This window comes from Nocardiopsis sp. iso_238 (assembly GCF_056173325.1).
The window spans coordinates 3112928-3134047 of sequence record NZ_CM149668.1 but is presented as its reverse complement, the minus strand read 5'-3'; the positions used below and the strand labels follow the sequence as shown (position 1 = coordinate 3134047).

Here is a 21120-nt window from a genome sequence, read left to right as displayed (position 1 = left end):
GTGGTGGCCCGCCGCCCCCTTTGTGGTGGGTGGGGTGGTGTTCAGCTGTGGGTGGGGTCATGGGTGGGGTCGTCGTTGTGGGTGCGGGGGCGGGGTGGGCTGGGGATGGCCTGGCCGGGGCGGGGGCGTTCGGGCAGGCGGAAGAAGATCATGGGGTTGTGGGGTGAGTCGCGGACGGGGGTGTCGAGGCCGAGTTCGGTTTTGAGGTCGTTGATGGCCTGGTGGTGGTGGGGTGCGCGGGCGGCGGAGGCGGTGAAGTAGTCGGTGGTGTTGTTGGCGAGCCATTTGAGGACGACGGCGCCTTCGGTGAAGGGCAGTGCGTAGCGCTGGTGGAAGACGTCGTGGACGCTGACGGGGATGTGGGCGGGCAGAGTGGGCAGGAGGTGGTGGATGTACCAGCGGGCGAACCATCCGTTGTGGGCGGCGTCGATGAAGAGGTAGTCGGTGCTGGAGGGGATGTGGGTGATCTTGGCGCGGACGTCGCCTTTGGTGAAGGTCCAGCGGTCGTCGGCGAGTGAGGGTGGGACGTGGGCGGTGGCGTGGTCGACGATGTCGAAGGAGTGGAGGTGGCCGGTGCCGTTGTCGCGGAGGGCGGAGAGGATCCAGGAGGTGGACCAGCCGTAGTAGGTGCCGATCTCGACGACGTTGGCGGGGCGGTGGTGGCGGAGGAGGAGGTAGGTGATCTCGGCTTCGAGGTCGTCGAGTTGGGGGGTCATGGCGGGTTCGGCGTTGGCGTAGTGCTGGCGTTGTTGGTCGCGTACGCGGGCGAGGTCGTCGCGGTGGGTGGTGTAGAGGGTGGTGATGAGGTCGAGGTCGATGGTTGGCGCGGTGGACATGGGTGTGCTCCCCCGGTGTGGTGTGTGTTGTGTCGGACCACCTTTGATTGCCGAAAGTAACAGTGTTGTTGCTGTGTGTTAGTGGTTTCGTGGGTGTGTCGTGGGTTTGGGCGGCGGGCCGCCGGGGCGGATGAGGCCGGAGTCGTAGGCGGCGATGACGGCCTGGGTGCGGTCGCGGACGCCGAGTTTGGTCAGGGTGTGGGATACGTGGGTCTTCACGGTCTGGATTCCCAGGTGGAGGTGGGTGGCGATCTCCGCGTTGGTGAGTCCTTGGGCGATGAGGGTGAGGGTCTGGGCCTCGCGTTGGGTGAGGGTGGCGACGGCTCGGGCGGCGGGTGTGGGATGGGCGGGTTGGGTGGCGGCCAGGGCGCGCAGGGCGGTGGGGAAGAGCAGGGTGTCGCCCCGGTGGGCCAGGCGGACGGCGGCGAGGATCTCCTCGGGCGGGGTGCGTTTGAGGAGGAAGCCGTGGGCTCCGGCGCGTAGGGCTCCCCACACGTAGTCGTCGTTGTCGAAGGTGGTGACGACGATGACGCGGGGCGGGTGGGGGCTGCGTTGGAGGGTGCGGGTGGCCTGGATGCCGTCGAGGCCGGGCATGCGCACGTCCATGAGGATGAGGTCGGGGCGGGTGCGGCGGACGAGGTCGGGGACGTCGGCGCCGTCGGCGGCCTCTCCGGTGACCTCCATGTCGGGTTCGGCGTTGATGAGGGCGGCCAGGCCGGCGCGGATGAGGGGTTCGTCGTCGACGAGGTTGACAGTGATCACGGGTGTTGGTTCCAGTTCAGGTGCAGGGCGAGGTGGAAGTGGGTGGTGGTGGGGGCGGCGGTGAGGGTGCCGCCGATGAGGTGGGCGCGTTCGCGCATGCCCTGGATGCCGTGGCCGGAGTTGCGGCGGCGGGGCAGGCGCGGGGTGGTGGGCGGCAGGGGGTTGGTGATGGTGAGGGTGAGGTCGCCGGGGGTGGTGTCCAGGGTGAGGGTGAGGGGTTGGCGGGGCGCGTGGCGTAGGGCGTTGGTGAGGGCTTCCTGGGCGATGCGGTAGGTCTCGCGGGAGAGCAGGGCGGGGACGTGGGTGGTGTCGCCGTTGATGTGGCAGGTCAGGTCGGTGCCGGTGTGGTGGGTGGCCTGGGTGAGGTGGGTGAGGTCGCCCAGGTCGGGCGGGGGTGTGCGGGGGGTGGCGGTGTCCTCGCGCAGCAGCCCCAGGGCGTGGTCGAGGTCGGCGGTGGCGGTGCGGGCGGTGTCCGCGATGTGGGTGAGGGCCTGGCGGGCGAAGCCGGGGTTGGTGTCGATGAGGCGGGCGGCGGTGGCGGCCTGGAGGGTGACCACGGACAGGGCGTGGCCGAGGGAGTCGTGGAGTTCTCGGGCCAGGCGGTTGCGTTCGGCGAGGCGGTGGGCGTGGGCGTGGGCGGCGTGGAGGCGGTCGGTGGGGGTGGGTCCGAGGAGGTGGGGTGCGGCTTTGGCGAGGAGGTGGCCGGTGAGGGCGAGGGTGTAGATCAGGGCGAGGACCCAGGCCAGGGCGAGGAGGGGTCCCCAGGCGGGGTGGGTGAGGGGGCCGTCGCTGTGGAGGGTGAGGGGGCTCTGGGAGATGGGGTGGGGTGTGGGGTTCAGGGGTGCGGCGGCCAGGAGGGCGGCTTCGGTGAGCAGGGTCATGGTGGCCAGGCTGGCGGCCATGCCGACGACGAGGTGCAGGTGGAGCCAGAGGGCGGTGCGCCAGCGGCCGGTGGTGGGGGTGTCGGGCAGTGGGGTGAGCAGGGCGCGGGCGAGGTGGAGTTGGCCGGTGCGTGTGGCGGGTACGAGGGCGGTGGCGGTGATGAGGGTGGTGCCGATAAGGAGGGTGAGGGCGAGGGTGGTGGGGGTGGGTGCGTTGGTGCGGGTGATGAGGGTGCTCAGGACCAGGGAGGCCATGAGGTAGGGCATCAGGAGTGCGCCGCCGATGACGAGGTAGGCCCAGCGTTGGTGGGTGCGGGCGCTGACCAGGGGGTGGAGTGCCCGGGTCAGGGTGGTGGTGAGGTGGCGCATGGGTGGATGGTGGCACGTCGGGGTGGGTGTGCGCTTCCCTCTGTGGTGGGAGTGTGGGGAGGATGTGAAGGGGGTGGTGGGTGGCGCGGGTGTGGGATCGGGGATGTGTGGGGTGGTCTGCCTCACATTTGTCGGTTCATGGGTTGTTTGGTGGGGTCAGTGAGAAATGTGATGAACCTTGCGTCCTAGGGTGGGGCCGTGACAGGCAGTGAGACGTCGCCCCCGGAGGCGACACAAACAGACGACGGGTCGGGACTGGCGCATTCGCTGCGCCGCCGACACATGACACTGATCGCGATCGGCGGATCGGTGGGTGCGGGGCTCTTCATCGGTTCCGGCGCGGTGATCCAGACCGCGGGTCCGGCGGCGGTGGTGTCCTACGCGCTGGCCGGGGCGCTGGTGTTCCTGACCCTGCGGGCGCTGGGCGAGATGGTCGTGTCGGTGCCGGCCGGGGGGTCGTTCTCCGACTACGCCCGGTTGGCCTTCGGTCCCCGTGCGGGGTTCGCGATCGGCTGGCTGTACTGGTGGATGTACGCGGTCCTGGTGGCCGCGGAGTCGGTGGCGGGGGCCGCGATCCTGAGCCAGTGGGTCGAGGGCGTGCCGCCCTGGGCGCTGGCCCTGATCGTGCTGCTCACCATGACGGTGGCCAACCTGATCTCGGTGCGGGTCTTCGCCGAGACCGAGTCCCTGTTCTCCCTGGTCAAGGTCGCCACGATCGTGGTGTTCCTGCTGGTGGGCGGGTTGTACGCGTTGGGGTTGTGGAGTGGTGCGCAGGGGGCGACCGTCTCCCACCTGTGGGACCTGGGCGGGTTCGCGCCCAACGGCTGGGTGGCGGTGCTCGGTGCCACGGTGGTGGTGCTGTTCGCCTTCGGCGGCGTGGAGATCATCACGATCGCCGCCGGTGAGAGCGCCGAGCCGGAGCGGGGTGTGGCCTCGGCCATCACCAACGTGCTGTGGCGTATCGGCCTGTTCTACGTGGCCTCCATCCTGGTGGTGGTGATGGTCGTGCCGTGGAACTCCACGGACCTGGACCGCAGTCCCTTCGTGGTGGTCATGGAGACGGTGGGCATCCCCGGTGCGGCGCTGATCATGGAGATCGTGGTGCTGATCGCGGTGCTGAGCGTGCTCAACGCCGCCATGTACACCTCCTCGCGGATGCTGTTCATGCTGACCCGTCAGGGGGACGCGCCCCGGGTGCTCCGGGGCACGAGCCGCCGTGGGGTGCCGGTGCGGGCGATCCTGTTGGGCACCGTGGTGGGGTACGCGGCCGTGGTCGCGGACTACCTGTTCCCGGGGCGGGTGTTCGCGTTCCTGGTGGCCTCCATCGGCGCGATCCTGCTGGTGCTGTTCCTGACCATCTGTGCCTCCCAGCTGGTGGTGGGGGCGCGGGTGCGGCGTAACGCGCCCGAGCGGATCACGTTGCGGATGTGGGGTTTCCCCTACCTGACGTGGGTGACGTTGCTGGGGTTGGTGGCGATCTTCGTGGCCATGGCGACCCTGCCCGAGCACCGTCAGGCGCTGTGGGCGACGGTGGCGGCCGTGGTGGTGACGGTGCTGGCCTACGAGGCGCGCCGCGTGTTCGGTGCCTCCCCGCCCAGCCGTCGGGTGCTGGGCGTGGACGGGCGGGCCACGCCCGAGGAGTTGGACCGGGTGGCCGGAACCGGCGCGGCGGCGGCCGCCGCTGGCGGGTCCGAGGACCGGGAGGGTGCCGGTGGCGGGGACTCCGGGCCTGAGGGTGAGGACCGCTCCCCCGGGCAGTGAGCGGACCGGTTCCGTGCCTGGTCGTCGTGGCGTCGTTCCCCGTGTGGGGGCGGCGCCGCGGCGCGTTCGGGGGTGTGGGAGGGGCGCGGTGGCGTGGGGTCGGGCGGCGGGGAACGGGACGGTGACCACTGCGTGTCCGGGTTGCCGCTCTTGGTGGTTATGGTGCTGAACTTCGTTTTTGTCGCTATGGTGCTGCGCAACCCCTGAGAGGAGCACCCCCGTGCGACATTTCGTCGGCTTCCTGTCCGGCCTGATCCTGGGCCCGGTCCTACTCCTGGTGACTGGATGGGCGTTCGCTCACCTGCGGGGCCTGAACGCGGTCCAGGCCGACGCGCTGCAGGGCACCGGTCCCGTGGCGCTGGCCGGACTGGTGGGCGTGGGCCTGCTGGTGGCCCTGGTCGCGGTCCCGCCGCGCCTGACCCCGATGCTGCCCTTCTCCGCAGCCCTGGTCCTGGGCGGTGCGACCGCCACCGCCCTGCTGCGCATGCACCTGCTGGAGCGGCTGCCGGTCCTGCCCGGTGTGGAGGGCGCCCTGACTCTGCTGCCCCTGGGCGTGTTCGTGCCCCTGACGTTGGTGTTGGCCGCTCCGGTGTTCGTGGGCGCCCGCTGGGTCCGCGACGACGAGGACGGCCCCACCAAGGAGGAGTACTTCGACGGCCTCTACGACGAGGACGACGACGACCGGCCGCGCTCCAGCGCCACCCGCTCCGAGCCGGTCCCGGCCCACCACCAGCCCCGGCACCGCCTGGAGGACGCCTGAGGGCTGAGGCCGCCCCGAACACGGTGGGGCCCGGGAGAGCGTGCTCTCCCGGGCCCCACGGCGTCGGTGTGCGGGTACGCGGTCCCGTCGGGGCCCTCAGCGCCAGGCCGGACCCCAGCCCGAGCTCTGGGAGACCCCGCGCGGCATCCGGGGCAGCCCCGTGGGGGTGGTCGCGGGGCGCGCGGGCGCGGGTTCCCGCTCCCCCGGCCCGGCCGTGTTCGGGGCCGACGGGGCCGACGGGGCGGGCTGGGCCTGCTCGTCGGGCAGGTCGGCCGTGCCCTGCCCCGCGGGGTCGGCGGCGTGCGCGTCCGGTGCCGGGACGGTGTCCCCACGCGGGTCCGGGGTGGCGCTCCCCCGCTGTTCGGGGTGGTGCGCGCCGTCCTCGTCCTCGTACGCCGGGGCGGGATCCCAGGCGGCGGAGGGCGCGGACCGGTCGGGCGGGGCGTCGACGAGGCCGGTGTCCGGGGTGGTGTCCTCGTGCCCGGTGGCGGGCAGGCCGGTCCGTGGGCCCGCGGTGTCGGTGAGTCCGGTGACGGCCTGCGGGGTGGCCGGGGTGGTCGCGGGCCCGGGGTCGGCTGCGGAGGGCTGCGCCTCCGGGTCCTCGTCCTCGGTGGTGAGCTGGGGGACGAACCCGCGTACGCGTTGGGCCTCGGAGGCGGGGGTGTGCAGGACCACGGGTTCGGGCAGGGGTGTGTGGTCCTGGGCGTCGGGGTCGGGGATGGCGGGTTCGGCCGGTGCCACCCGCTTCCACCACAGGGTGGCCTCCTCGGCGTCGAGTTCGGAGTCGACCTCGAGCCAGGCGCGTACGTGCGGGAGGCGGCGTCCGGCGTTCCAGGAGCGCGGGTAGGGCTGGTCGTCCAGGACCAGGACGTGTTCGCCGTCGATGGTGGGGATCTCGGCGGGCACGCCCTCGTTCCAGACCCAGGCGCCGTCGTGGGCGACCAGGTTCCACCAGCCCCAGACGGTCTGGGCGGCCGGATCGACGGGGCCGTCGCGGAAGGAGGCGGTCCAGCGCGGGTCGGGGGCGTCGCCGGGCAGTCCCTGGCCGTGGGGGCCGATCAGGGCGTCCGCGAGCAGGGTGTGGAGTTGGAAGTTGTCGCTGATGCCGTCGAAGCGGACGCGGAAGGCGCGGCCGGAGGCGCGGTCCATGACCAGGGCGGAGGAGGTCTCGGCCATGCGGAGCAGGGCGCGTACCTCGTCGAACTCGTCGAGCTGGTCGCTGAGCTGGTTGGCGATGGCGACGAGTTCGGCGTGTGTGGAGGGGCCGCGTCGGATGTGGGCGCGGACGCCGGGTTCGCCCAGCATGGTGCGGGCGGCCAGGCCGTGGCGGCGGATGGTCCACCAGCACATGGTGGCGGCGGGGGCGTCGGGGCCCAGGTCGGCGGCCACGCGTGCCTCGGCGTCGGCGGTGACGGCGTCGGGGTCGGGCGGGGGTCCGCCGCCGGTGCGTTCCCAGGCGCGGACGAAGACGATGGCGCCCTTGCCCATGGTGCGCAGGCGGTGGAGGATCTCGACGCCGGCGGGGCCGGGGTCGGTGCCCATCTCGACCAGGGCTCCGGCGACGACGGACAGGTCCGCGATGATGCCGGGGGCCGCGTGGTCTCCGGAGAGGAGCGGGGTGAGGGCCTCCAGGGCCAGTTCCCGTTCCGAGGCGGGGATCTGGGAGGCCAGGAGGTAGACCTTGTGGACGGCGGGTGGGAACTGTTGGGGGTCGGTGGCGACGGAGGCGTCGATCAGTTCTTGGAATGCCGCGCGAAACTCGTCGACCATGGGTCCGTCCCCTTTCTCACGCAACCAACCTAATGTCTCATCAGGGAAGGATCGCACTTTAACGGGTTGTATCAGGCGTTGCTGGTGGGTTTGTTGGTGATTCGAGATGAGCGAGTGTCCGTTGAGTCGCAGCTCACACGCCCTGGGAGGGCTCACAGGCCCAGTCGGGTGACCGCGTTGTCCTCCAGTGGGTTGGCGGTGCGGATGTAGTCGTGGACGGTCTGGGCGTTGGTCCACCGTCCCTGCCGCATGATCTCGCGGTCGTTGGCCCCGCCCAGCGCCGCCTGGGTGGCGAACCCGGCTCTGAGGGAGTGCCCGCCGAAGTCGTCGGGGTCCAGACCGGCCCGTTCCGCGTAGCGCTTGACCAGGTTGCCGACGGCCTTGGGGGTCATCGCCTTCTCCGCCAGGCGCCCGTGCCGGTCCACGGCGGGCAGCAGCGGCCGCCCGGTTCCGTCGGCCAGTTCCAGACGGGTCAGCTCCTGGCAGGAGTGGGCGGGGGCGGCCTCGGGGACCCGGGGGCGTTCGAGCCAGGTACGCACCGCCTCCGCTCCCCCGTCGCGGTGCACCACCACCAGCGCCGACCAGTCGGCCACCGCGCACACCGGGCAGGTCAGGCGGTGGCGCCCCCGGGGCAGCGCCACCCGTTGGTGGGCCCTGCCCTCCTGGTCGGTCTTGGTCGCCCACAGCGACGCCACCAGGGTGGGCGCCCCCGAGGCGGCGTCGGTGCGCAGCTCCAGGTCGTCGAAGCTCAGCCCGGCCAGCTCCGAGCGGCGCAGCGCCCCCGCGAAGCCGGTGAGCAGCAGCACCGCGTCGCGCCTGCGGGCCACGCCCCCGGGGTGTCCCTCGGGCGGGCGCACCGCCAGCATCGACTCCAGGGTGCTCAGCACCACGGGGGCCTTGCGGCGCGGACGGGCCCTGCGGGTGCGGCGGATACCGCGCAGGGTCATGCGCACCACCTCCGCGCGGGTGGGCGAGTCCAGGCCGTGGGCGCCGTGGACGGCGGCGATGGCCGCCGAGCGGCGCTCCAGGGTGGAGGGGGAGAACGCCCAGGTGGTGCCGTCCTCACCGCGCTGTTCGGCGCAGGCGGCCAGGTAGACGGCCACGTCCACGGGATCGGCGGGCAGGGAGGTGCGCTGTTCGGCCAGGCACCAGGCGCCGAAGGAGGTCCAGTCGGCGCGGTAGGCGCGCAGGGTGGCCGGGGACTGCGCGTTGGCCAGGAACCGGCCCAGGGTGTGCGCCTGCTCGGTGTCGAAGCGCTCACGGACCCGTTCCAGGGCGCGGGTGTCCACCAGGACGCCGTGGTCCAGGTGTTCCAGGCGGGCGCGCACGGTGGTGGGCAGGGCGATCTCGGCCCGGGGCTCGGGTGTCTGGGAGGGGTCGGTGGTGTCCACGGGTTCCATTGTGACCCGGGTGGGGGCCCGGAGGTGGCAGGCGGGGCGGGCGTGCGGAGGGCGGGGGTCAGCCGAGCAGGTGGGTGGTGAGCGCTCCCCACAACTCGACCGGGGAGACGGTGAGCAGGAGCAGCCCCACCGACAGGGCCAGCGCGACGGTGAAGGCGATCGCCGCCATCCTACGGCGCAGCACGGCGGCGGTGACGGCTCCCACGGCCGGGACGACCCAGGCCATGACCAGGAACCAGATCAGCGCGGTACCGATGGCGCGCACCGCCTGGGCCTCCTGTTCGGCGAGCAGGCCCGGGTCGGGCACCGCGCCCGGGTCGATCGGGTCGGCGGTCATGTCGAAGGCGTTGAGTCCGGCCAGGAGCAGGGCGAGCAGGGCCAGGGGGCTGCCCAGGGCCCACAACGACCACAGGACGACCCACAGGGCCGTCACCCTGCGGTCGGGCGGGTCGGCGACCGTGACCGGGGTGCGGCTGACGGAGCGCTTCTCCGGGGTGTGCCCGGGTTCGACGCGGCCCGTCTCGGTGGTCGGGTTCGGCTCGGACGGCCCCTGGAGGGGCTTGCGGCGGTTGCGTTTCTTGGGTGACACCTGCGGGAGCCTACCCGGCCAGCCCGGCCAGGTGGATGACCACCACGAACACCACGGGCCAGATCAGCAGCGCCATCGACCACAGGGCGGCCCTGCGGTCGCCCGCCACGGTGGCCACGGCCGCGGCGAGGAAGGGCAGCCCCACGGCCGCGCCGAAGGCCAGGGTGAACCACTCGGCGGCCGAACCGGCGTGGGAGTCGGCGTCGACGCCCATCAGGTAGCCGAAGGGGCCCAGGGCCAACGCGAGCAGGGCCAGGACGATGACGACGACGCGGATGCCGGTGGGGTGGCGGGTGTTGCGGCCACCGCCGGAGGAGGAGGGACGTTCAGACACGGGGGCCGTGGTGCCTTTCGAGAACGGTGGCGGGCCAGGGCGGCGTGGCCCACCGACGGGTGTGGGGGTGGGCTGGGTCGTGTTCACCGGTGCGGGGGCGAGGCCGGGCTGGCCGTGGCCGTGCCGCGCGACCCGGTGGGCGCGGGCTCGGAGGAGCCTGGCAAAGCATCCGCGGAACACTCCCTCGTGGCGCACGCCGTGGCCCGCGCTCGCGAGGCGACGGGCGCTCGCGGGTCGGGCGTGGTGTGCTCCCTAAAACGTACTCCACCTGGTGGGTGTCCGAAACCCTGGGGCGTCGGCGTGTGGGGTGGTTCTCATGGTGCGGGAGTCACGTGTGGGGCCAGGGTCGGGAGCTGCCGACCAGCCCGGTGAAGGCGGCCAGGAGGCGGAGTTCGTCGATGGTGCGCGGGGCGGTGGTGAGCAGGTCGGGTGAGTGCACCACCAGGGCCAGCACCTGGGCTCGGGACAGGGCGACGTTGAGCCGGTTGCGGTCCAGGACGAAGGAGGGGCCGCGGCTGGTCTCCGCGGCGTCGGAGGTGGTCATGGAGCACAGGACGGCGGCGGCCTCCTGGCCCTGGAACTTGTCGACCGTGCCCACCCGGACCCCTTCGAGCGCGGGGGTGTCCTCCTGGGCGTGGGTCAGGGCCTGGCGCAGGGTGCGCACCTGGAGGTTGTAGGGGGCCACGACGAGGATGTCGTGGCCGGTGAGGGGGCGGGGGCCCTGGTCGGGGTCGGTGGTGACCCGTTCGGTGACCAGGTGGCGGGCGGCGGCCACCACCGCCTCGACCTCCTCGGGGCTGTGGGTGGTGCGGCCGGTGTGGTGGACGGGCAGGGCGTACACGCCCGGGGTGAGTCGGCTGGGGGCGGCGGGGGTGCCCAGCGTGCGGTGGGCGGTGGAGGGGTGGGACTGCAGGCGGCCCTGGTAGGACAGGTCGGAGACGGGCGCGCACACGTGGGGGTGCATGCGGCGGGTCTGGTCGAGGAAGTAGCCCAGGGCGGGGTCGATGATGGCGTCCTCGCCCATGAGGTGTTGCAGGGCGGAGGCGTCGGCGCCCTCGGTGTGCACCCCCTGGACGACCTGGGGTAGTTGCTGGGGGTCTCCGAGCAGGACGAGGTTGTGGGCCGAGGCGGAGACCGCCAGGGTGTCGGCCAGGGCGAACTGTCCGGCCTCGTCGATGATGAGCACGTCGAGCGGGTCCGCGATGGTGTCGGCTCCGGACATGCCCCAGGCGGTGCCGCCGATGAGGACGGGCTGTCCCTGGGCGGCGCGTTTGGCGCGCCAGTTGGCCAGGACCTTCTGGCTGGAGGGCTGTTCCCAGGGGGCGTCGGGGTCCTTCTTGCCGCCGCGCGGGCGTTTGGCTGCCGCCACCTCCAGGCCCTGCTGGTCGGCGGCGCGCAGGGCGGCGGCCATGACGTTCTCCACGGCCTTGTGGCCGGTGGAGCAGACCCCGACGCTGCGGCCCTCCTTGATCAGGTGGGTGATGAGCTGGGCGGCCAGGTAGGTCTTGCCGGCGCCGGGCGGTCCCTGGACGGCCAGGTAGGAGTGGTCCAGGCGGTCCACGGCGGTGATGGCGGCGCTGATGAGGTCGCCCTGTTCGGGTGCGGGCAGCGGGCCCGGGGGGTTCAGTCGCGGGGGCAGGCGGCGCAGGACGTCCAGGCCGGGGTGGTGGGGCCACTCGGGCAGGCCCGCCACGGCGGTGTGGGCGACGCTCTCCAGGGCGCCGTCCTTGGGTTTGGGGTCCACCGGGGAGCCGGGCAGGGCCGCGACGGGGGCGCGGGAGACGGTCTCGTCGGGGTGGGCGGTCTCCACCAGGGTCAGGGAGTCGGGTTCGGCGCGGGTGACGGTGGCGGGGTGGGTGGTGGCTGCCTGGCCGGGGGCGCCGGGGTGGAGCAGGTGGACGCTCTCGCCGGTGGTGAAGGGGTTGGGGTGGGCGCGGTCCAGGCGCATGGACACCTCGCGGCGGGCCTTGGTGCGCCTGCCGGTGGGCTCCTCCCACTCCCCCACGTGCACCCGCCAGGGCACGGCGCAGTTGCTGTCGGTCTCCAGGTCCTGCAGGGGTGCGCTCTGGCGTTGGAAGTGTTCGCGCCAGGGCGGGGTGTTCTCGCGCTGGTAGTAGCCCACCAGGGCGGCCAGGGAGGCGCGGGGCTGGTCCTGGGGGGTGCGCTCCTCGGGGTCGGAGGGCACGTGTTCGAGGAGGGGTTCGGTCAGGGCGGCGTGGCGGGCGGCCTTCTCGGCGCGTTTGCGGGCGCGCTCGGCCTCCTCCTCGGTGAGTTCGAACTGGATGAGGGGCCGGTCGGTGATGCCCTGTTCGGTGCGGTGGCCCTCCAGCCAGTCGCGTAGGCGGGCGGTGGAGTGGCAGTCGTCGCGGTTGTAGGCGGCGATGTCGGCCAGGACCCTGTCCGCCTCGGCGGTGTCCCCGGCCTCCCGGGCGGCCAGGTAGGCGGCGTAGGCGTCGATGCTGGAGGCGGCCGTGGTCACGCCGCCGTCGCGGGCGGAGCCCAGGTAGAGGGGTTCGAGGTACTTGATGGAGTAGGAGCGCTGGGACACGCGCAGGCTCTTGCGGACCACGGTGAACAGGTCCACGAGCCGGTTCTCGCGCAGGAGCCGGTTGACCTCCTCCTCGCGGGTGTCGAACTCCGCGCTCAGGTGTTTGAGCCGGTCCACCTCGTAGGAGGCGTAGTGGTAGACGTGCGCGTTCTCGTCGGCGTCCACGCGGGCGGTGGCGAAGTCGACGAAGTCCTCCAGGGCCCGCTTCTCCTGGGCGCGGTCGTGGGCCCAGAAGGCGTGGAAGGTCTCGTGCCCGTCGGTGTCCTCGGTGGTGGCGCCGAACAGGTACTCCAGGCCGCGTTCGCCCTGGCGGGAGTGGTAGGGGTAGCCCTCCATGTCGAAGAAGACGTCGCCGGGGCTGGGGGCGGGCAGGGTGGCCAGGCCCTCGGGTGAGAACACCTCGGCGGTGACGGTGCCCTGGGGGTTGGCGGGGGTGCGGGTGGTGTCCTGGCGGACCTGGAGGGCGGCCTGGGCGCGCAGTTGGTCGAAGGAGCGGCGCGGCAGGGTGGTGGGGCGGGCGTCGTCGGAGGCGTGGGCCAGGGCGTCGATGGTGTCCAGGCCCGCGTCGCTGAGTTTGGTGGCCTGGTCGGTGCGCAGCCCGGCGACCAGGGACAGGTGGCGGGCGGCGGTGCGGCCCTGGGAGCACCAGGTGGTGTAGCCGCAGCCCTCGCAGGCGGGGCGGGGCTGGCCCCAGGTGGGGGCGGGCAGGGCGGGTTCGGTGGCCAGGTGGGCCAGGAGGCGTTCGGTGATGGTGGTGAGGATGGGGGTGAACTCGGCGGTGGGCAGGGTGTGGGTGTGCTGGTCGCCGGTGAGCAGGTGCATGTGCTGGGGGGTGTGTCCGTGCAGGACGGACACGGCCTGGGCGTAGGCGGCGAGCTGGACCACGGCGGCGGGCCCGGGGCGGCGGGCGAGTTTGGTGTCCCAGGGTTCGTAGGTGTGGGGGGTGGGGGCGTCGGGGCGGGGCTGTCCGGTGGTGGGGTCCAGGTCGGAGCGGATGAGGAAGTCGGCGCGTCCGTGGAAGGCGACGGTGTCGGTGAGGGGGTGGTGGAAGGACGCCTGGTAGATGACGGGGGCTCCGGCGGCCATGGCCTCGGCGGTGGCGCGGGCGGCCCGGGCCAGGGAGTGGTCGTCGGCGGTGGGGGGTTCCACGCGTACGAGGTCGTCGCCGAACAGGGTGGTGAGGCGGTCGAGTTCGGCCTTCTCGTGGAGGTCGCCGTGGTGGGCGACCAGGGCGTCGACCTCTTCGGGGCGGGGTGCGCCGGGCACGTGGGCGGCCAGCGCGCTCTTGAGGGCGCTGCGGTGGTCGCACTCCAGTGTGTCGACGAGGTCGGTGGGCGAGACGACCCAGCCGGTGGTGGTGCGGAACAACGCCCGACTCCCCTTGGTGTTGTGGTGCCTGCGGTGGTGGGGATTGTGCCATGCCGTGGCGACGTGCGGGACCCGTGTGCGCTGGTGGGCGGTGTGGGGTGGGGGTGTGGGGTGGGGGTGTGGGGTGGCCCCGGTGGTGGGAGTCTACGCGGGGTCGGGGGCGTGCGGGGGTTGATCGGGCCAGGTCAGCGGGGTGCGGAGGAGTGGAGACGGCGACGCGCCCCGCACCGGTGGGGTGCGGGGCGCGTCGGGTGTGCCGTGGGGGTGTGGGGCTAGGTCGTGTTTTTTGGATCATTCCGCGCTCGCGACCACCAGGCTGCCTCTCACTGCGCCGATGAAGCTCGGACAGCCAAACCCGGGCGGGCCCCCGCTGTGCGACACTGCGGAGCTTGCGTAGCAGCGCACAGTAGGGGCGACGGCCGCTCGCATCGATGGCGGCTCCGCCGCCACCAGCGAAAGCATCCAAAAAACACTCCCTAGCCCACGACCTCCCAGGCGACGGTGCCCACACCGGAGCCGGTGCCGATGATCTCGTCGAAGGCGGCCGTGGACAGGTCCAGGCAGCGTCCGGCGATGAAGGGTCCGCGGTCGTTGATGCGGACCGTGACCGACTTGCCGTTGTTGGGGTTGGTCACCTTCACCATGGTGTTGAACGGCAGCGTCTTGTGCGCGGCCGTCATGCCGTAGGTGTCGAAGGTCTCGCCGTTGGCGGTGGTGGCGCCGTGGAAGCCGTCTCCGTAGAAGGAGGCCTCGCAGGTGCCGCCTTCGCCGGTGCTCTCGCCGCCGCCGGAACCGGAGCCGCCGGAGTCACCGGAGGGCGCCTCGGGTTCGGTGGTCTCCTCCTCTTCGGGCTCCTCGCGGATGTCGGAGCCCGAGGCGGTCAGGGCCTGGGGCGCCGCGGCCTGGGTGCGGTCCTGGTCGTCCTCGGCCTGCGCGGTCTCCTCTGCGGTCTCCTCCACGACCAGCGTCTGGGGCTGGGCCCGCGGGATGCCCGCGGCGTTGGTGGCGGAGTCCGGGTCGGCGCCGGAGGTGAGGACGGCCGCCGCGGCGGTACCTCCCACGACCAGGGTCAGGCCGGCGGCCGAGGCCACGACCAGGGCGCGCTTGCGGCGCGAGCGTGAGCGCGCGGCGGCCTGGCGGGGTCCGACGACGGGTGCGGCCTCGGTGGCCGCCTCATGGTCGTCGGCGGGTGGGATCTGGGGCTCGTTTGTGCCCACAACACAGTCCTTCGAACGGGAACAGGGGCGTGGCGGTGACCTCCCGGCACGGCGGCCGTGGGAGGCGCGGTGCGCCAGGTGGTGCGGGCCCCGGAAGCGGGTGGAGCCGAGCACGGGAGACAGCGGGGACCGCCGGTGGCTTGGCACGGGGTCCGGGCGCAGAGCCTAGGGGTAACGCGAGAGTAACGGCACCGGAAAGGGCCGGTTTGTGGAACTTATCACCCACTGATATGGGATGTCCGCAGTTCCGGTCGACGCGGAGGCAGCCCTCCCGGAAAGAGGCTGGTCAGGGGGTTGGGGAGGTCCAGGCCGCTGAGCTCGGCCACCGCCTGGGACAGGGTGGGGTTGTCCAGATGGCCGCCCACGGTGGGGATGAGGGCGGCCATGGCCTCCAGGGGCGAGGCGCCCAGGGTGGCGACCGCGTAGCGGGCGGCCACCGCCGGGGTGCGCGAGGCGCCCGCCCAGCAGTGCAGCAGCACCCGTTTGCCCTCGGCGCGCAGCGCGGCCACGGCGGAGGCGGCCTCGTCCAGGGTGAAGTGCAGGTTCGGGTTGCGGCCCGGGGTGTCGTGCAGCCACACCCGCACCCAGTCCGGACCGGCCAGGTGGGGAGCGTCCTCGGGGTGGGTGCGGCACAGCGAGACGGCCGCGTCCACCTCCTCGGGGCGGGTGCGCAGGAAGTCCAGGTTGCCGAGCAGGACCTGGGGGTCCAGGGGGTGGGGCACGGCGAAGGGCGGCAGGCGCAGCCCGGGCCGGTCCCGGATGGGCAGCTGGGGCCAGCGGTCGGGGTGGGAGCCGTTGAGGGACACCAGGGCGGCGACGGTCAGCGCGTGCGGGTCGGTGTGTTCGCTGAGCCTGCGCACGGCCTGCAGGGGCAGGGCCGAGGTCCCCCACCGGGCCCCGGCCAGCGCGCCGGTGTACATCGCGGCCAGGTCGCCGTGCGCGTGGTAGGCCGCCCACACCGCGTCCACCAGGTGGGCGCAGGAGAACGCGCCCAGGGCGGGGCCGTCCACCGGGTGGGGGGTGCGGGTCAGGGCCCGCCAGGACGCCCCGAGGGGGTCGTCGTTGGTGGTGTGCTCCAACGAGGGTTCACCGGCGGGCGCCGCGCCGGTGAGGACCAGCGAGCGCAGCGCCCGCGTCCACGCGGTGGACACCGGGTCCCCTCCCGGGGACGACGGGGCCGAGCGCAGGGCGGCGTGGACGAGGTGGGCCAGCCCTTCGGCGCCGGTTCCGGTCGGGTCGGTCGGGTCGGCCGGAGAGGTGGCGGCGGTGGCGAAGCGCTGTGAGAGGGCCATGGGCGTGCCGACCAGGGCCGCCGCGGCCACGGCTCCCAGGAGGGAGCCGACGGCGCGGTCGTGTGAGGGTTCCTCGACGGGGCGTGCGTGGGTGGGTGCAGGCGACACGGCTGTCCTGTCCGGGGTGGGGTCGGTGGGCAGCGCCGGACCTCGGTGAGGGCGGTGCTCACCGGGGGTCTTCCCTGGAGAGGTCGCCCCCGCACACGCCTTGCCGGTTGTGGCCATGCCGGTACCCCGGCCCGGACGGGCGTGGACAGGGGGCGCTCGGATGGTCAGGATGGGAGGTGTTATGCACACCATCGACGTCGCGCGCCCGGTGCGCGCCCTGGCCTCCCTGACCGCCCTTGCCGTGGGCGACGCCTTCGGCTCCCAGTTCTTCGTCCGCGACAACCGGCCCCACCTGGTCGACCGGGAGCTGCCGCCCGGTCCGTGGCAGTGGACCGACGACACCGAGATGGCGGCGTCGGTCTACGCCGAGGTGCGGCGCGGTGGGGGGCTGGACGCCGACCGGTTGGCGTCCTCCTTCGCCCACCACCACGACTTCGACCGGGGGTACGGTCCGGCCACGGGGCGGATGCTGCGCCTGGTGCGGGAGGGCGGCGACTGGCGGTCGCTGGCCTCGGAGCTCTTCGAGGGGGCGGGGTCCTTCGGGAACGGGGCCGCGATGCGGGTGGCGCCGCTGGGCGCCTGGTACGCCGAGGACCTGGACGAGGTGGCCGCCCAGGCCGAGGTGAGCGCGCGGGTGACCCACACCCATCCCGAGGCGGTGGACGGGGCCGTGGCGGTGGCGTTGGCGGCGGCCCTGACGGCGCGGCGTGAGCCGTTGGGCGCGGGCCCCTACCTGGATCGGGTGGTGGAGCGCCTGCCCCAGGGGCGGGTGCGTGAGGCGGTGCGGGACGCCCGTGCGCTGCTGATCACCACCGACCCGATCGGGGTGGCCCGGGAGTTGGGCAACGGGTCGCGGGTCAGCGCGCTGGACACGGTGCCGTTCGCGCTGTGGGTGACGGCCCGGCACCGGTCGGGGTTGGCGTCGGCGCTGTGGGCGACGGTGGCGCCGGGCGGTGACATGGACACCACGTGCGCGATCGTGGCGGGTGTGCTCGGTGCGGGGCTGCCCGTGGGCGCTCTGCCCCGGGAGTGGGTGGAGCGCACCGAGGCGCTGCCCGCCTGGGCGTTGGGCTGAGTCCTCGGGTCAGGGCCCCTGGGTGGGCGGGTGGAGGAGTCGTTGGAGGTGGCGTGCGCGGCGCACGGCGGTGAGGACGACCAGCGCCAGCCCGCCCGAGACGCCCAGGGCGGGGAGGAGGAGCAGCGATCCCAGCGCTCCGAAGAGTCCGGTCACGAGGGTTCCGGTGCTCCGCGCTCCGGGGGCGATCCCGAAGCGGACGTCGTCGGCGGCCCGGCAGGTGAGGGTGTACTCCCCCGGTTCGGTCAGGGTGACCATGCCGATCATCGCCCAGGACCCGTCCTCGTCCTCCACCTGGTGGTTGAAGGTGGGGTAGGTGAAGGCGGGCCGGTGGCCGTCCGGGGCGGTCAGGGCGCAGGCGGTGTGGTCCACGCCCCGGGGTGAGCCGTAGAGCAGCCAGCCCTGTTCGGTGTGGTCGGGGTCCTCGACGGTGAAGGTGGCGCTCTGGGAGCCGTGGGTGCTGGCGGCGAACTCGGGCAGGGCCACGGCGCGCACGAACAGCAGGGCGAACAGGACCGCCCCCGCGACCAGGGACAGCGGGACGAGTGCTCCGCCCACCCAGTACCAGGCGCGGGAGGGGCGCAGGTCCCGGGGGTCCACGCGGGGCCGTCCGGGGCGCGGGTTCGGTGCGGCCATGCGGTGAGTGTCGCATGGCCGACTCGCGTTTCCCCAGGTGTTTGGCGGGTTCTTGGATATGTGGTGCCCGATTCGTGGGTCCAGGCGGCGGGTGCGTCCTCGGCCGAGGGGCGGTGCCTGGAGGTGGCGTGCGCCGTGGTGGCCCTGGTCTTCCTGAGGTCGGTGGGCGGCCCGGACCCGGACGGCGGTTCACCCGGGATTTGAGGGATGGGGGCCATGTCATCCCTCTGTACTCCGGTCTTCTGGGAGAAAGTCTCACAAAGCAGTTGAATGACACACTTGAAGGCGGGTGGTCGGAGGGACTGCCCGGAATCCTTGAGGGGGCGTGATGGACCACGACGAGGTCATCCGGTACGCGGCCGGGTTGGGCGAGGTGCACGTGGAGACCGCGAGCAGGGAGAGCGGGGCGCCCGAGATCGCCTGGGGCGACTCGTTCCTCCTCTACGACCCGGACGGCCGGGCCCGCGATCGCGACGGCTTCACCCCGTTCGCGACCGTGGTGACCAAGGACTACCCGGGTTTCGACACCGACTCCGACCTGGACCGGCCCGGGGTGTTCCGGGTCAACGTCGCGGTGGGGCGGGCGCTGTTCGAGGAGGTGGTGGGCCACTCCCCCGCCGCGCACGCCGAGCACCGGAGCGGGTTCGACTTCACCGAGCTGGACCGGCTCCTGCCCCATCCGGCCTACGCCGCCCAGGGGTGGGTGTCGGTACTCAACCCGGGGCCCCGCACCGGGGAGCGCACACGTGGGCTGGTGGCCCTGGCCAGGGAACGCGCCGCCGCCCGGTACCGCCCCCGGGGCTGAGGTCCGAACCCCGTCGGCCGCGGCGGGGCGGGGTCAGCCGTTCTCGCGGTCGTGGCGCTCGCGCGCGGCGCGGACGTCCTCGCGGTGTTCGTGGGCCCAGCGGTCCAGTGCGGTGATCGGTTCGAGCAGGGTGTGCCCGAGGCCGGTCAGCGCGTAGTCCACGCGCGGGGGGACACTGGCGTGCGCCGTGCGTTCCACCAGGCCGTCGCGGACCAGGGCGCGCAGGGTGAGGGTGAGCATACGCTGGCTGATCCCGTCGACGGCGCGGTGCAGCTCGCCGTAGCGGTGCGTGCGCTGGCCGAGCAGGACGATGACGAGCACGCTCCACTTGTCCCCGACCCGGTCCAGGACCTCGCGGACCGGGCAGTCCTCGGGGTTCTCGGCGAGAGCGCGCTCGGTCAGGGGCACAGGGGTGTTCGTAGCGGACATGAAAGTTCCTTCTTGAGTCCGGTCTGTCCTACCTGCATACTCACTGATCAGTAGGTTACGCACAAGAAGTATGTGAGGGGTGGTGGGTGTGAGCGAGTCGCGGAGCACGCCCGAGTCGGTGCCGGTGCCGGTGCCCGAACCGGACGCGGAGCAGGGTCCCCTGCCCGTGGTCGGTGGCCTGGTGACGTTGGGTTCCGAGGACGCGCCCGCGTGCTCGGACGGAATCTGCCTCTGAGAGGGACGTTCGTGCAGATCGAAGTGTGGTCCGACATCGTGTGCCCGTGGTGCTACATCGGCAAGCGGCGCCTGGAGCGGGCCCTGGAGGAGTTCGGGTACGCCGACGAGGTCGAGGTCGTCTGGCGCAGCTTCCAGCTCGACCCCGGCTTTCCGCGCGGGGTCAGTGAGCCGGTCCTGGACTCCCTGGCCACGAAGACGAACGCCACCCCCGACCAGGTCAGGGCGATGACCGGGCAGGTGAAGGAGGTCGCCGCCCGGGAGGGGCTGCACTACGAGTTCGACGGCGCGGTCATGGTCAACACCTTCGACGCCCACCGGCTCACCCACCTGGCGAAGGAGCGGGGTCTGGGCGGTCAGGCGCACGAGCGGCTGATGCGCGCCCAGCTGGTGGAGGCCCGCGACCTGGGCGAGGTGGACACCCTGGTGGAGCTGGCGGTGGAGATCGGCCTGGACGCCGGTGCGGCCCGCACGGTCCTGACCGGCGACGCCTACACGGCCGAGGTCGAGGACGACATCCGTACCGCGCGGGCCCTGGGCGCCACCGGGGTGCCGTTCTTCGTGCTGGACCGGGCCTTCGGGATCTCGGGGGCGCAGCCGCTGGAGGTCTTCGCCTCGGCATTGGAGAAGGCCCGCGCCCAGAGGGCCTGAGCCGGTAGGGGGCGCCTCTCCCTCCATCGGGGGAGGGTGTCTCACCCCCGTTGGGGAGGTGCTGACGGGGGTGCGGGAGGAGTGTGGTGGTGAAGGTTCGCCCCACCCCCGAAGGAGCCGGTCATGTCCGTCCCACCCACCCGTACCCACACGCATCCGCCCGGCGCGCCCTACCGGGCCGCGCTGGCCTGGTCGGCCGCCGCCCTGGGCCTGGCACTGGGCTGGCTGGCCGGTGTGGTGCCGCACGGGCTGTCCGAGGCCGGTGCGTTCGGAACACTCTTCACCACCGACAACGCCGGGGTGGCCACCGTCATGACCTGTGTGGTCGGTGCCGTGGGAGTGGCCCTGGCCCTGCTCCTGCCGCGCGGGGCCGCACCGCGCCTGGTGGAGCCGCTGACCTGGGCCCTGGTCGCCGTCCTGCTGCTGTTCTACGTCGAGTCCTCCCTGCTCGTGTGGCTGGGCTACAGCATGATCATGCCGGTGGCGGTGTGGGTGGAACCGGCCCTGGGGTCGGCGTACGTCACCTACACCCTCTCCCCCGAGCTGCTGCACGTGCTGTTCTTCGCGCTGGGCACGGGGATCTGGGTGTGGGCGGCGCTGACCCACCGCCGGGGGCGGCGGGAGGGGTGCACGAGGTGCGGCCGCGCCCCGGCGTGGACCCCGGAGATCGAACGCTCCCTGCGGGTGCGGGCCCTGCGTGTGGGCAGGATCGCGGTGGCCTGCGCGTTCGTGCTGGCCCTGCTCTACCCGGCCCTGCGCCTGCCGTGGCTGTTCGGGTACTCGATGGGGATGGACGCGGACCAGTTCGCGTCCATCTCGGCGGACCCCGGCACGGTCATGATCGGTGTGGGGCTGGGGTCGGCCGGTGTGGCGGGCGCCGTCCTCATGCTGGGCCTGGTCCAGGGGTGGGGGGTGCGCTTCCCCCGTTGGACGGTGTGGTTGTCCGGGCGACGTGTCCCGGTCTCCCTGGCCGTGGTCCCGGCGGGCCTGGTGGCGATGGCGCTGGTCGGGATGGGTCGCGGCATCCTGGTGCGGACCTGGCAGCTGGGCGGGATCGCCCCCGGGTCGGAGACGCACACGTTCGTCTTCGGGACCATGCCCCTGTGGGCCGCCGCCCTGGCGGTGGCCACCGCCGCCTACGCGGTGCGTCGACGCGCCGCGTGCGGGGTGTGCGGGCGGGGTCTGCCGGAGGCCTGGCCCGTGCCGGTCGAGGAGAGGTCGGAGTCCGACTCCGGGACGCCGGTCGGCTGAGACCCGGACGAGGCGCCGCCCCGCCCCCTTCCCGGGAGCGGGGC

At 73.1% G+C, this 21120-nt stretch carries 20 protein-coding genes; 8 read left to right on the top strand and 12 right to left on the bottom strand.

The genetic code is table 11. The annotated features are described in order from the left end of the window. Positions 1-41: 41 nt before the first annotated feature. The 3 genes from AC0VYL_RS14120 to AC0VYL_RS14110 form a co-directional block, all read right to left on the bottom strand. A complete protein-coding gene (locus AC0VYL_RS14120; protein ID WP_475453125.1) occupies positions 42-836 on the bottom strand; it encodes a class I SAM-dependent methyltransferase in 795 nt (264 codons plus the stop codon). Positions 837-914: 78 nt separating this feature from the next. Continuing rightward, on the bottom strand, positions 915-1598 hold the full coding sequence (locus tag AC0VYL_RS14115) for a response regulator (RefSeq protein WP_475480396.1): 684 nt from the start codon (positions 1596-1598) through the stop codon (positions 915-917). Further along, positions 1595-2848, bottom strand: a complete 1254-nt coding sequence (locus AC0VYL_RS14110) for a sensor histidine kinase (protein WP_475480395.1) — start codon at positions 2846-2848, stop codon at positions 1595-1597. Before AC0VYL_RS14110 ends, AC0VYL_RS14115 begins: the two co-directional genes overlap by 4 nt. A 282-nt stretch (positions 2849-3130) precedes the next feature. Between AC0VYL_RS14110 and AC0VYL_RS14105 the strand changes: the two genes are divergently transcribed. Both AC0VYL_RS14105 and AC0VYL_RS14100 read left to right on the top strand, forming a co-directional pair. Next, complete coding sequence (locus AC0VYL_RS14105) at positions 3131-4609, top strand: amino acid permease (protein ID WP_475480394.1); 1479 nt, start codon at positions 3131-3133, stop codon at positions 4607-4609. 220 nt (positions 4610-4829) lie between these two features. Further along, on the top strand, positions 4830-5369 hold the full coding sequence (locus tag AC0VYL_RS14100) for a hypothetical protein (protein WP_475480393.1): 540 nt from the start codon (positions 4830-4832) through the stop codon (positions 5367-5369). A 96-nt stretch (positions 5370-5465) separates the two neighbouring features. Here AC0VYL_RS14100 and AC0VYL_RS14095 read toward each other — a convergent pair whose 3' ends face one another. The 7 genes from AC0VYL_RS14095 to AC0VYL_RS14065 form a co-directional block, all read right to left on the bottom strand. Next, on the bottom strand, positions 5466-7139 hold the full coding sequence (locus AC0VYL_RS14095; protein ID WP_475480392.1) for a hypothetical protein: 1674 nt from the start codon (positions 7137-7139) through the stop codon (positions 5466-5468). Positions 7140-7291: 152 nt separating this feature from the next. Beyond that, the gene (locus AC0VYL_RS14090; protein WP_475480391.1) at positions 7292-8539 is read right to left on the bottom strand and encodes a tyrosine-type recombinase/integrase; all 1248 of its coding nucleotides are present in this window, start codon (positions 8537-8539) and stop codon (positions 7292-7294) included. A gap of 58 nt (positions 8540-8597) precedes the next feature. Beyond that, complete coding sequence (locus tag AC0VYL_RS14085; protein WP_475453111.1) at positions 8598-9128, bottom strand: hypothetical protein; 531 nt, start codon at positions 9126-9128, stop codon at positions 8598-8600. Positions 9129-9138: 10 nt separating this feature from the next. Continuing rightward, a complete protein-coding gene (locus tag AC0VYL_RS14080) occupies positions 9139-9462 on the bottom strand; it encodes a hypothetical protein (protein ID WP_475453109.1) in 324 nt (107 codons plus the stop codon). 328 nt (positions 9463-9790) lie between these two features. Continuing rightward, the gene (locus tag AC0VYL_RS14075; protein ID WP_475483437.1) at positions 9791-13378 is read right to left on the bottom strand and encodes a TM0106 family RecB-like putative nuclease; all 3588 of its coding nucleotides are present in this window, start codon (positions 13376-13378) and stop codon (positions 9791-9793) included. Positions 13379-13854: 476 nt separating this feature from the next. Continuing rightward, positions 13855-14595 (bottom strand): septal ring lytic transglycosylase RlpA family protein, encoded by a 741-nt coding sequence (locus AC0VYL_RS14070; RefSeq protein WP_475483436.1) that lies wholly within the window; start codon positions 14593-14595, stop codon positions 13855-13857. Between the two features lie 218 nt (positions 14596-14813). Next, a complete protein-coding gene (locus AC0VYL_RS14065; protein WP_475483435.1) occupies positions 14814-15995 on the bottom strand; it encodes a dual specificity protein phosphatase family protein in 1182 nt (393 codons plus the stop codon). 181 nt (positions 15996-16176) lie between these two features. Between AC0VYL_RS14065 and AC0VYL_RS14060 the strand changes: the two genes are divergently transcribed. After that, entirely contained in the window at positions 16177-17070 is an 894-nt protein-coding gene (locus tag AC0VYL_RS14060; protein ID WP_475453101.1) for an ADP-ribosylglycohydrolase family protein, read from the top strand. 9 nt (positions 17071-17079) lie between these two features. Here the strand turns inward: AC0VYL_RS14060 and AC0VYL_RS14055 are convergent, their stop codons facing one another. Continuing rightward, a complete protein-coding gene (locus AC0VYL_RS14055) occupies positions 17080-17706 on the bottom strand; it encodes a hypothetical protein (RefSeq protein ID WP_475483434.1) in 627 nt (208 codons plus the stop codon). Between the two features lie 63 nt (positions 17707-17769). On the opposite strand from AC0VYL_RS14055, the gene AC0VYL_RS14050 reads away from it, so the two are divergent. Both AC0VYL_RS14050 and AC0VYL_RS14045 read left to right on the top strand, forming a co-directional pair. Then, complete coding sequence (locus tag AC0VYL_RS14050; protein WP_475453097.1) at positions 17770-17910, top strand: hypothetical protein; 141 nt, start codon at positions 17770-17772, stop codon at positions 17908-17910. Between the two features lie 124 nt (positions 17911-18034). After that, positions 18035-18511: a DUF6194 family protein gene (locus AC0VYL_RS14045; protein WP_475483433.1), complete on the top strand. Its 477-nt coding sequence runs from the start codon at positions 18035-18037 to the stop codon at positions 18509-18511. Between the two features lie 33 nt (positions 18512-18544). On the opposite strand, the gene AC0VYL_RS14040 is transcribed toward AC0VYL_RS14045, so the two are convergent. Then, positions 18545-18940 carry a winged helix-turn-helix transcriptional regulator gene (locus tag AC0VYL_RS14040; protein WP_475453093.1) on the bottom strand — a complete coding sequence of 132 codons (396 nt, stop codon included), beginning with the start codon at positions 18938-18940 and terminating at the stop codon, positions 18545-18547. An 88-nt stretch (positions 18941-19028) separates the two neighbouring features. Here AC0VYL_RS14040 and AC0VYL_RS14035 point away from each other — a divergent pair, with 88 nt between their 5' ends. The 3 genes from AC0VYL_RS14035 to AC0VYL_RS14025 all read left to right on the top strand — a co-directional run bounded on the left by AC0VYL_RS14035 (position 19029) and on the right by AC0VYL_RS14025 (position 21076). Further along, positions 19029-19175 carry a hypothetical protein gene (locus AC0VYL_RS14035; RefSeq protein ID WP_475453091.1) on the top strand — a complete coding sequence of 49 codons (147 nt, stop codon included), beginning with the start codon at positions 19029-19031 and terminating at the stop codon, positions 19173-19175. Positions 19176-19186: 11 nt separating this feature from the next. Then, a complete protein-coding gene (locus AC0VYL_RS14030; protein ID WP_475453089.1) occupies positions 19187-19825 on the top strand; it encodes a DsbA family oxidoreductase in 639 nt (212 codons plus the stop codon). Between the two features lie 123 nt (positions 19826-19948). Then, positions 19949-21076: a hypothetical protein gene (locus AC0VYL_RS14025; protein ID WP_475453087.1), complete on the top strand. Its 1128-nt coding sequence runs from the start codon at positions 19949-19951 to the stop codon at positions 21074-21076. Positions 21077-21120 lie beyond the last annotated feature (44 nt).

Coding starts and splice junctions, on each gene's coding strand:
- AC0VYL_RS14120 (WP_475453125.1), bottom strand. CDS start 836: ATGTCCACCGCGCCAACCATCGACCTCGACCTCATCACCACCCTCTAC.
- AC0VYL_RS14110 (WP_475480395.1), bottom strand. CDS start 2,848: ATGCGCCACCTCACCACCACCCTGACCCGGGCACTCCACCCCCTGGTC.
- AC0VYL_RS14105 (WP_475480394.1), top strand. CDS start 3,131: ATGACACTGATCGCGATCGGCGGATCGGTGGGTGCGGGGCTCTTCATC.
- AC0VYL_RS14095 (WP_475480392.1), bottom strand. CDS start 7,139: ATGGTCGACGAGTTTCGCGCGGCATTCCAAGAACTGATCGACGCCTCC.
- AC0VYL_RS14090 (WP_475480391.1), bottom strand. CDS start 8,539: ATGGAACCCGTGGACACCACCGACCCCTCCCAGACACCCGAGCCCCGG.
- AC0VYL_RS14060 (WP_475453101.1), top strand. CDS start 16,177: ATGCACACCATCGACGTCGCGCGCCCGGTGCGCGCCCTGGCCTCCCTG.
- AC0VYL_RS14055 (WP_475483434.1), bottom strand. CDS start 17,706: ATGGCCGCACCGAACCCGCGCCCCGGACGGCCCCGCGTGGACCCCCGG.
- AC0VYL_RS14045 (WP_475483433.1), top strand. CDS start 18,035: ATGGACCACGACGAGGTCATCCGGTACGCGGCCGGGTTGGGCGAGGTG.
- AC0VYL_RS14040 (WP_475453093.1), bottom strand. CDS start 18,940: ATGTCCGCTACGAACACCCCTGTGCCCCTGACCGAGCGCGCTCTCGCC.
- AC0VYL_RS14025 (WP_475453087.1), top strand. CDS start 19,949: ATGTCCGTCCCACCCACCCGTACCCACACGCATCCGCCCGGCGCGCCC.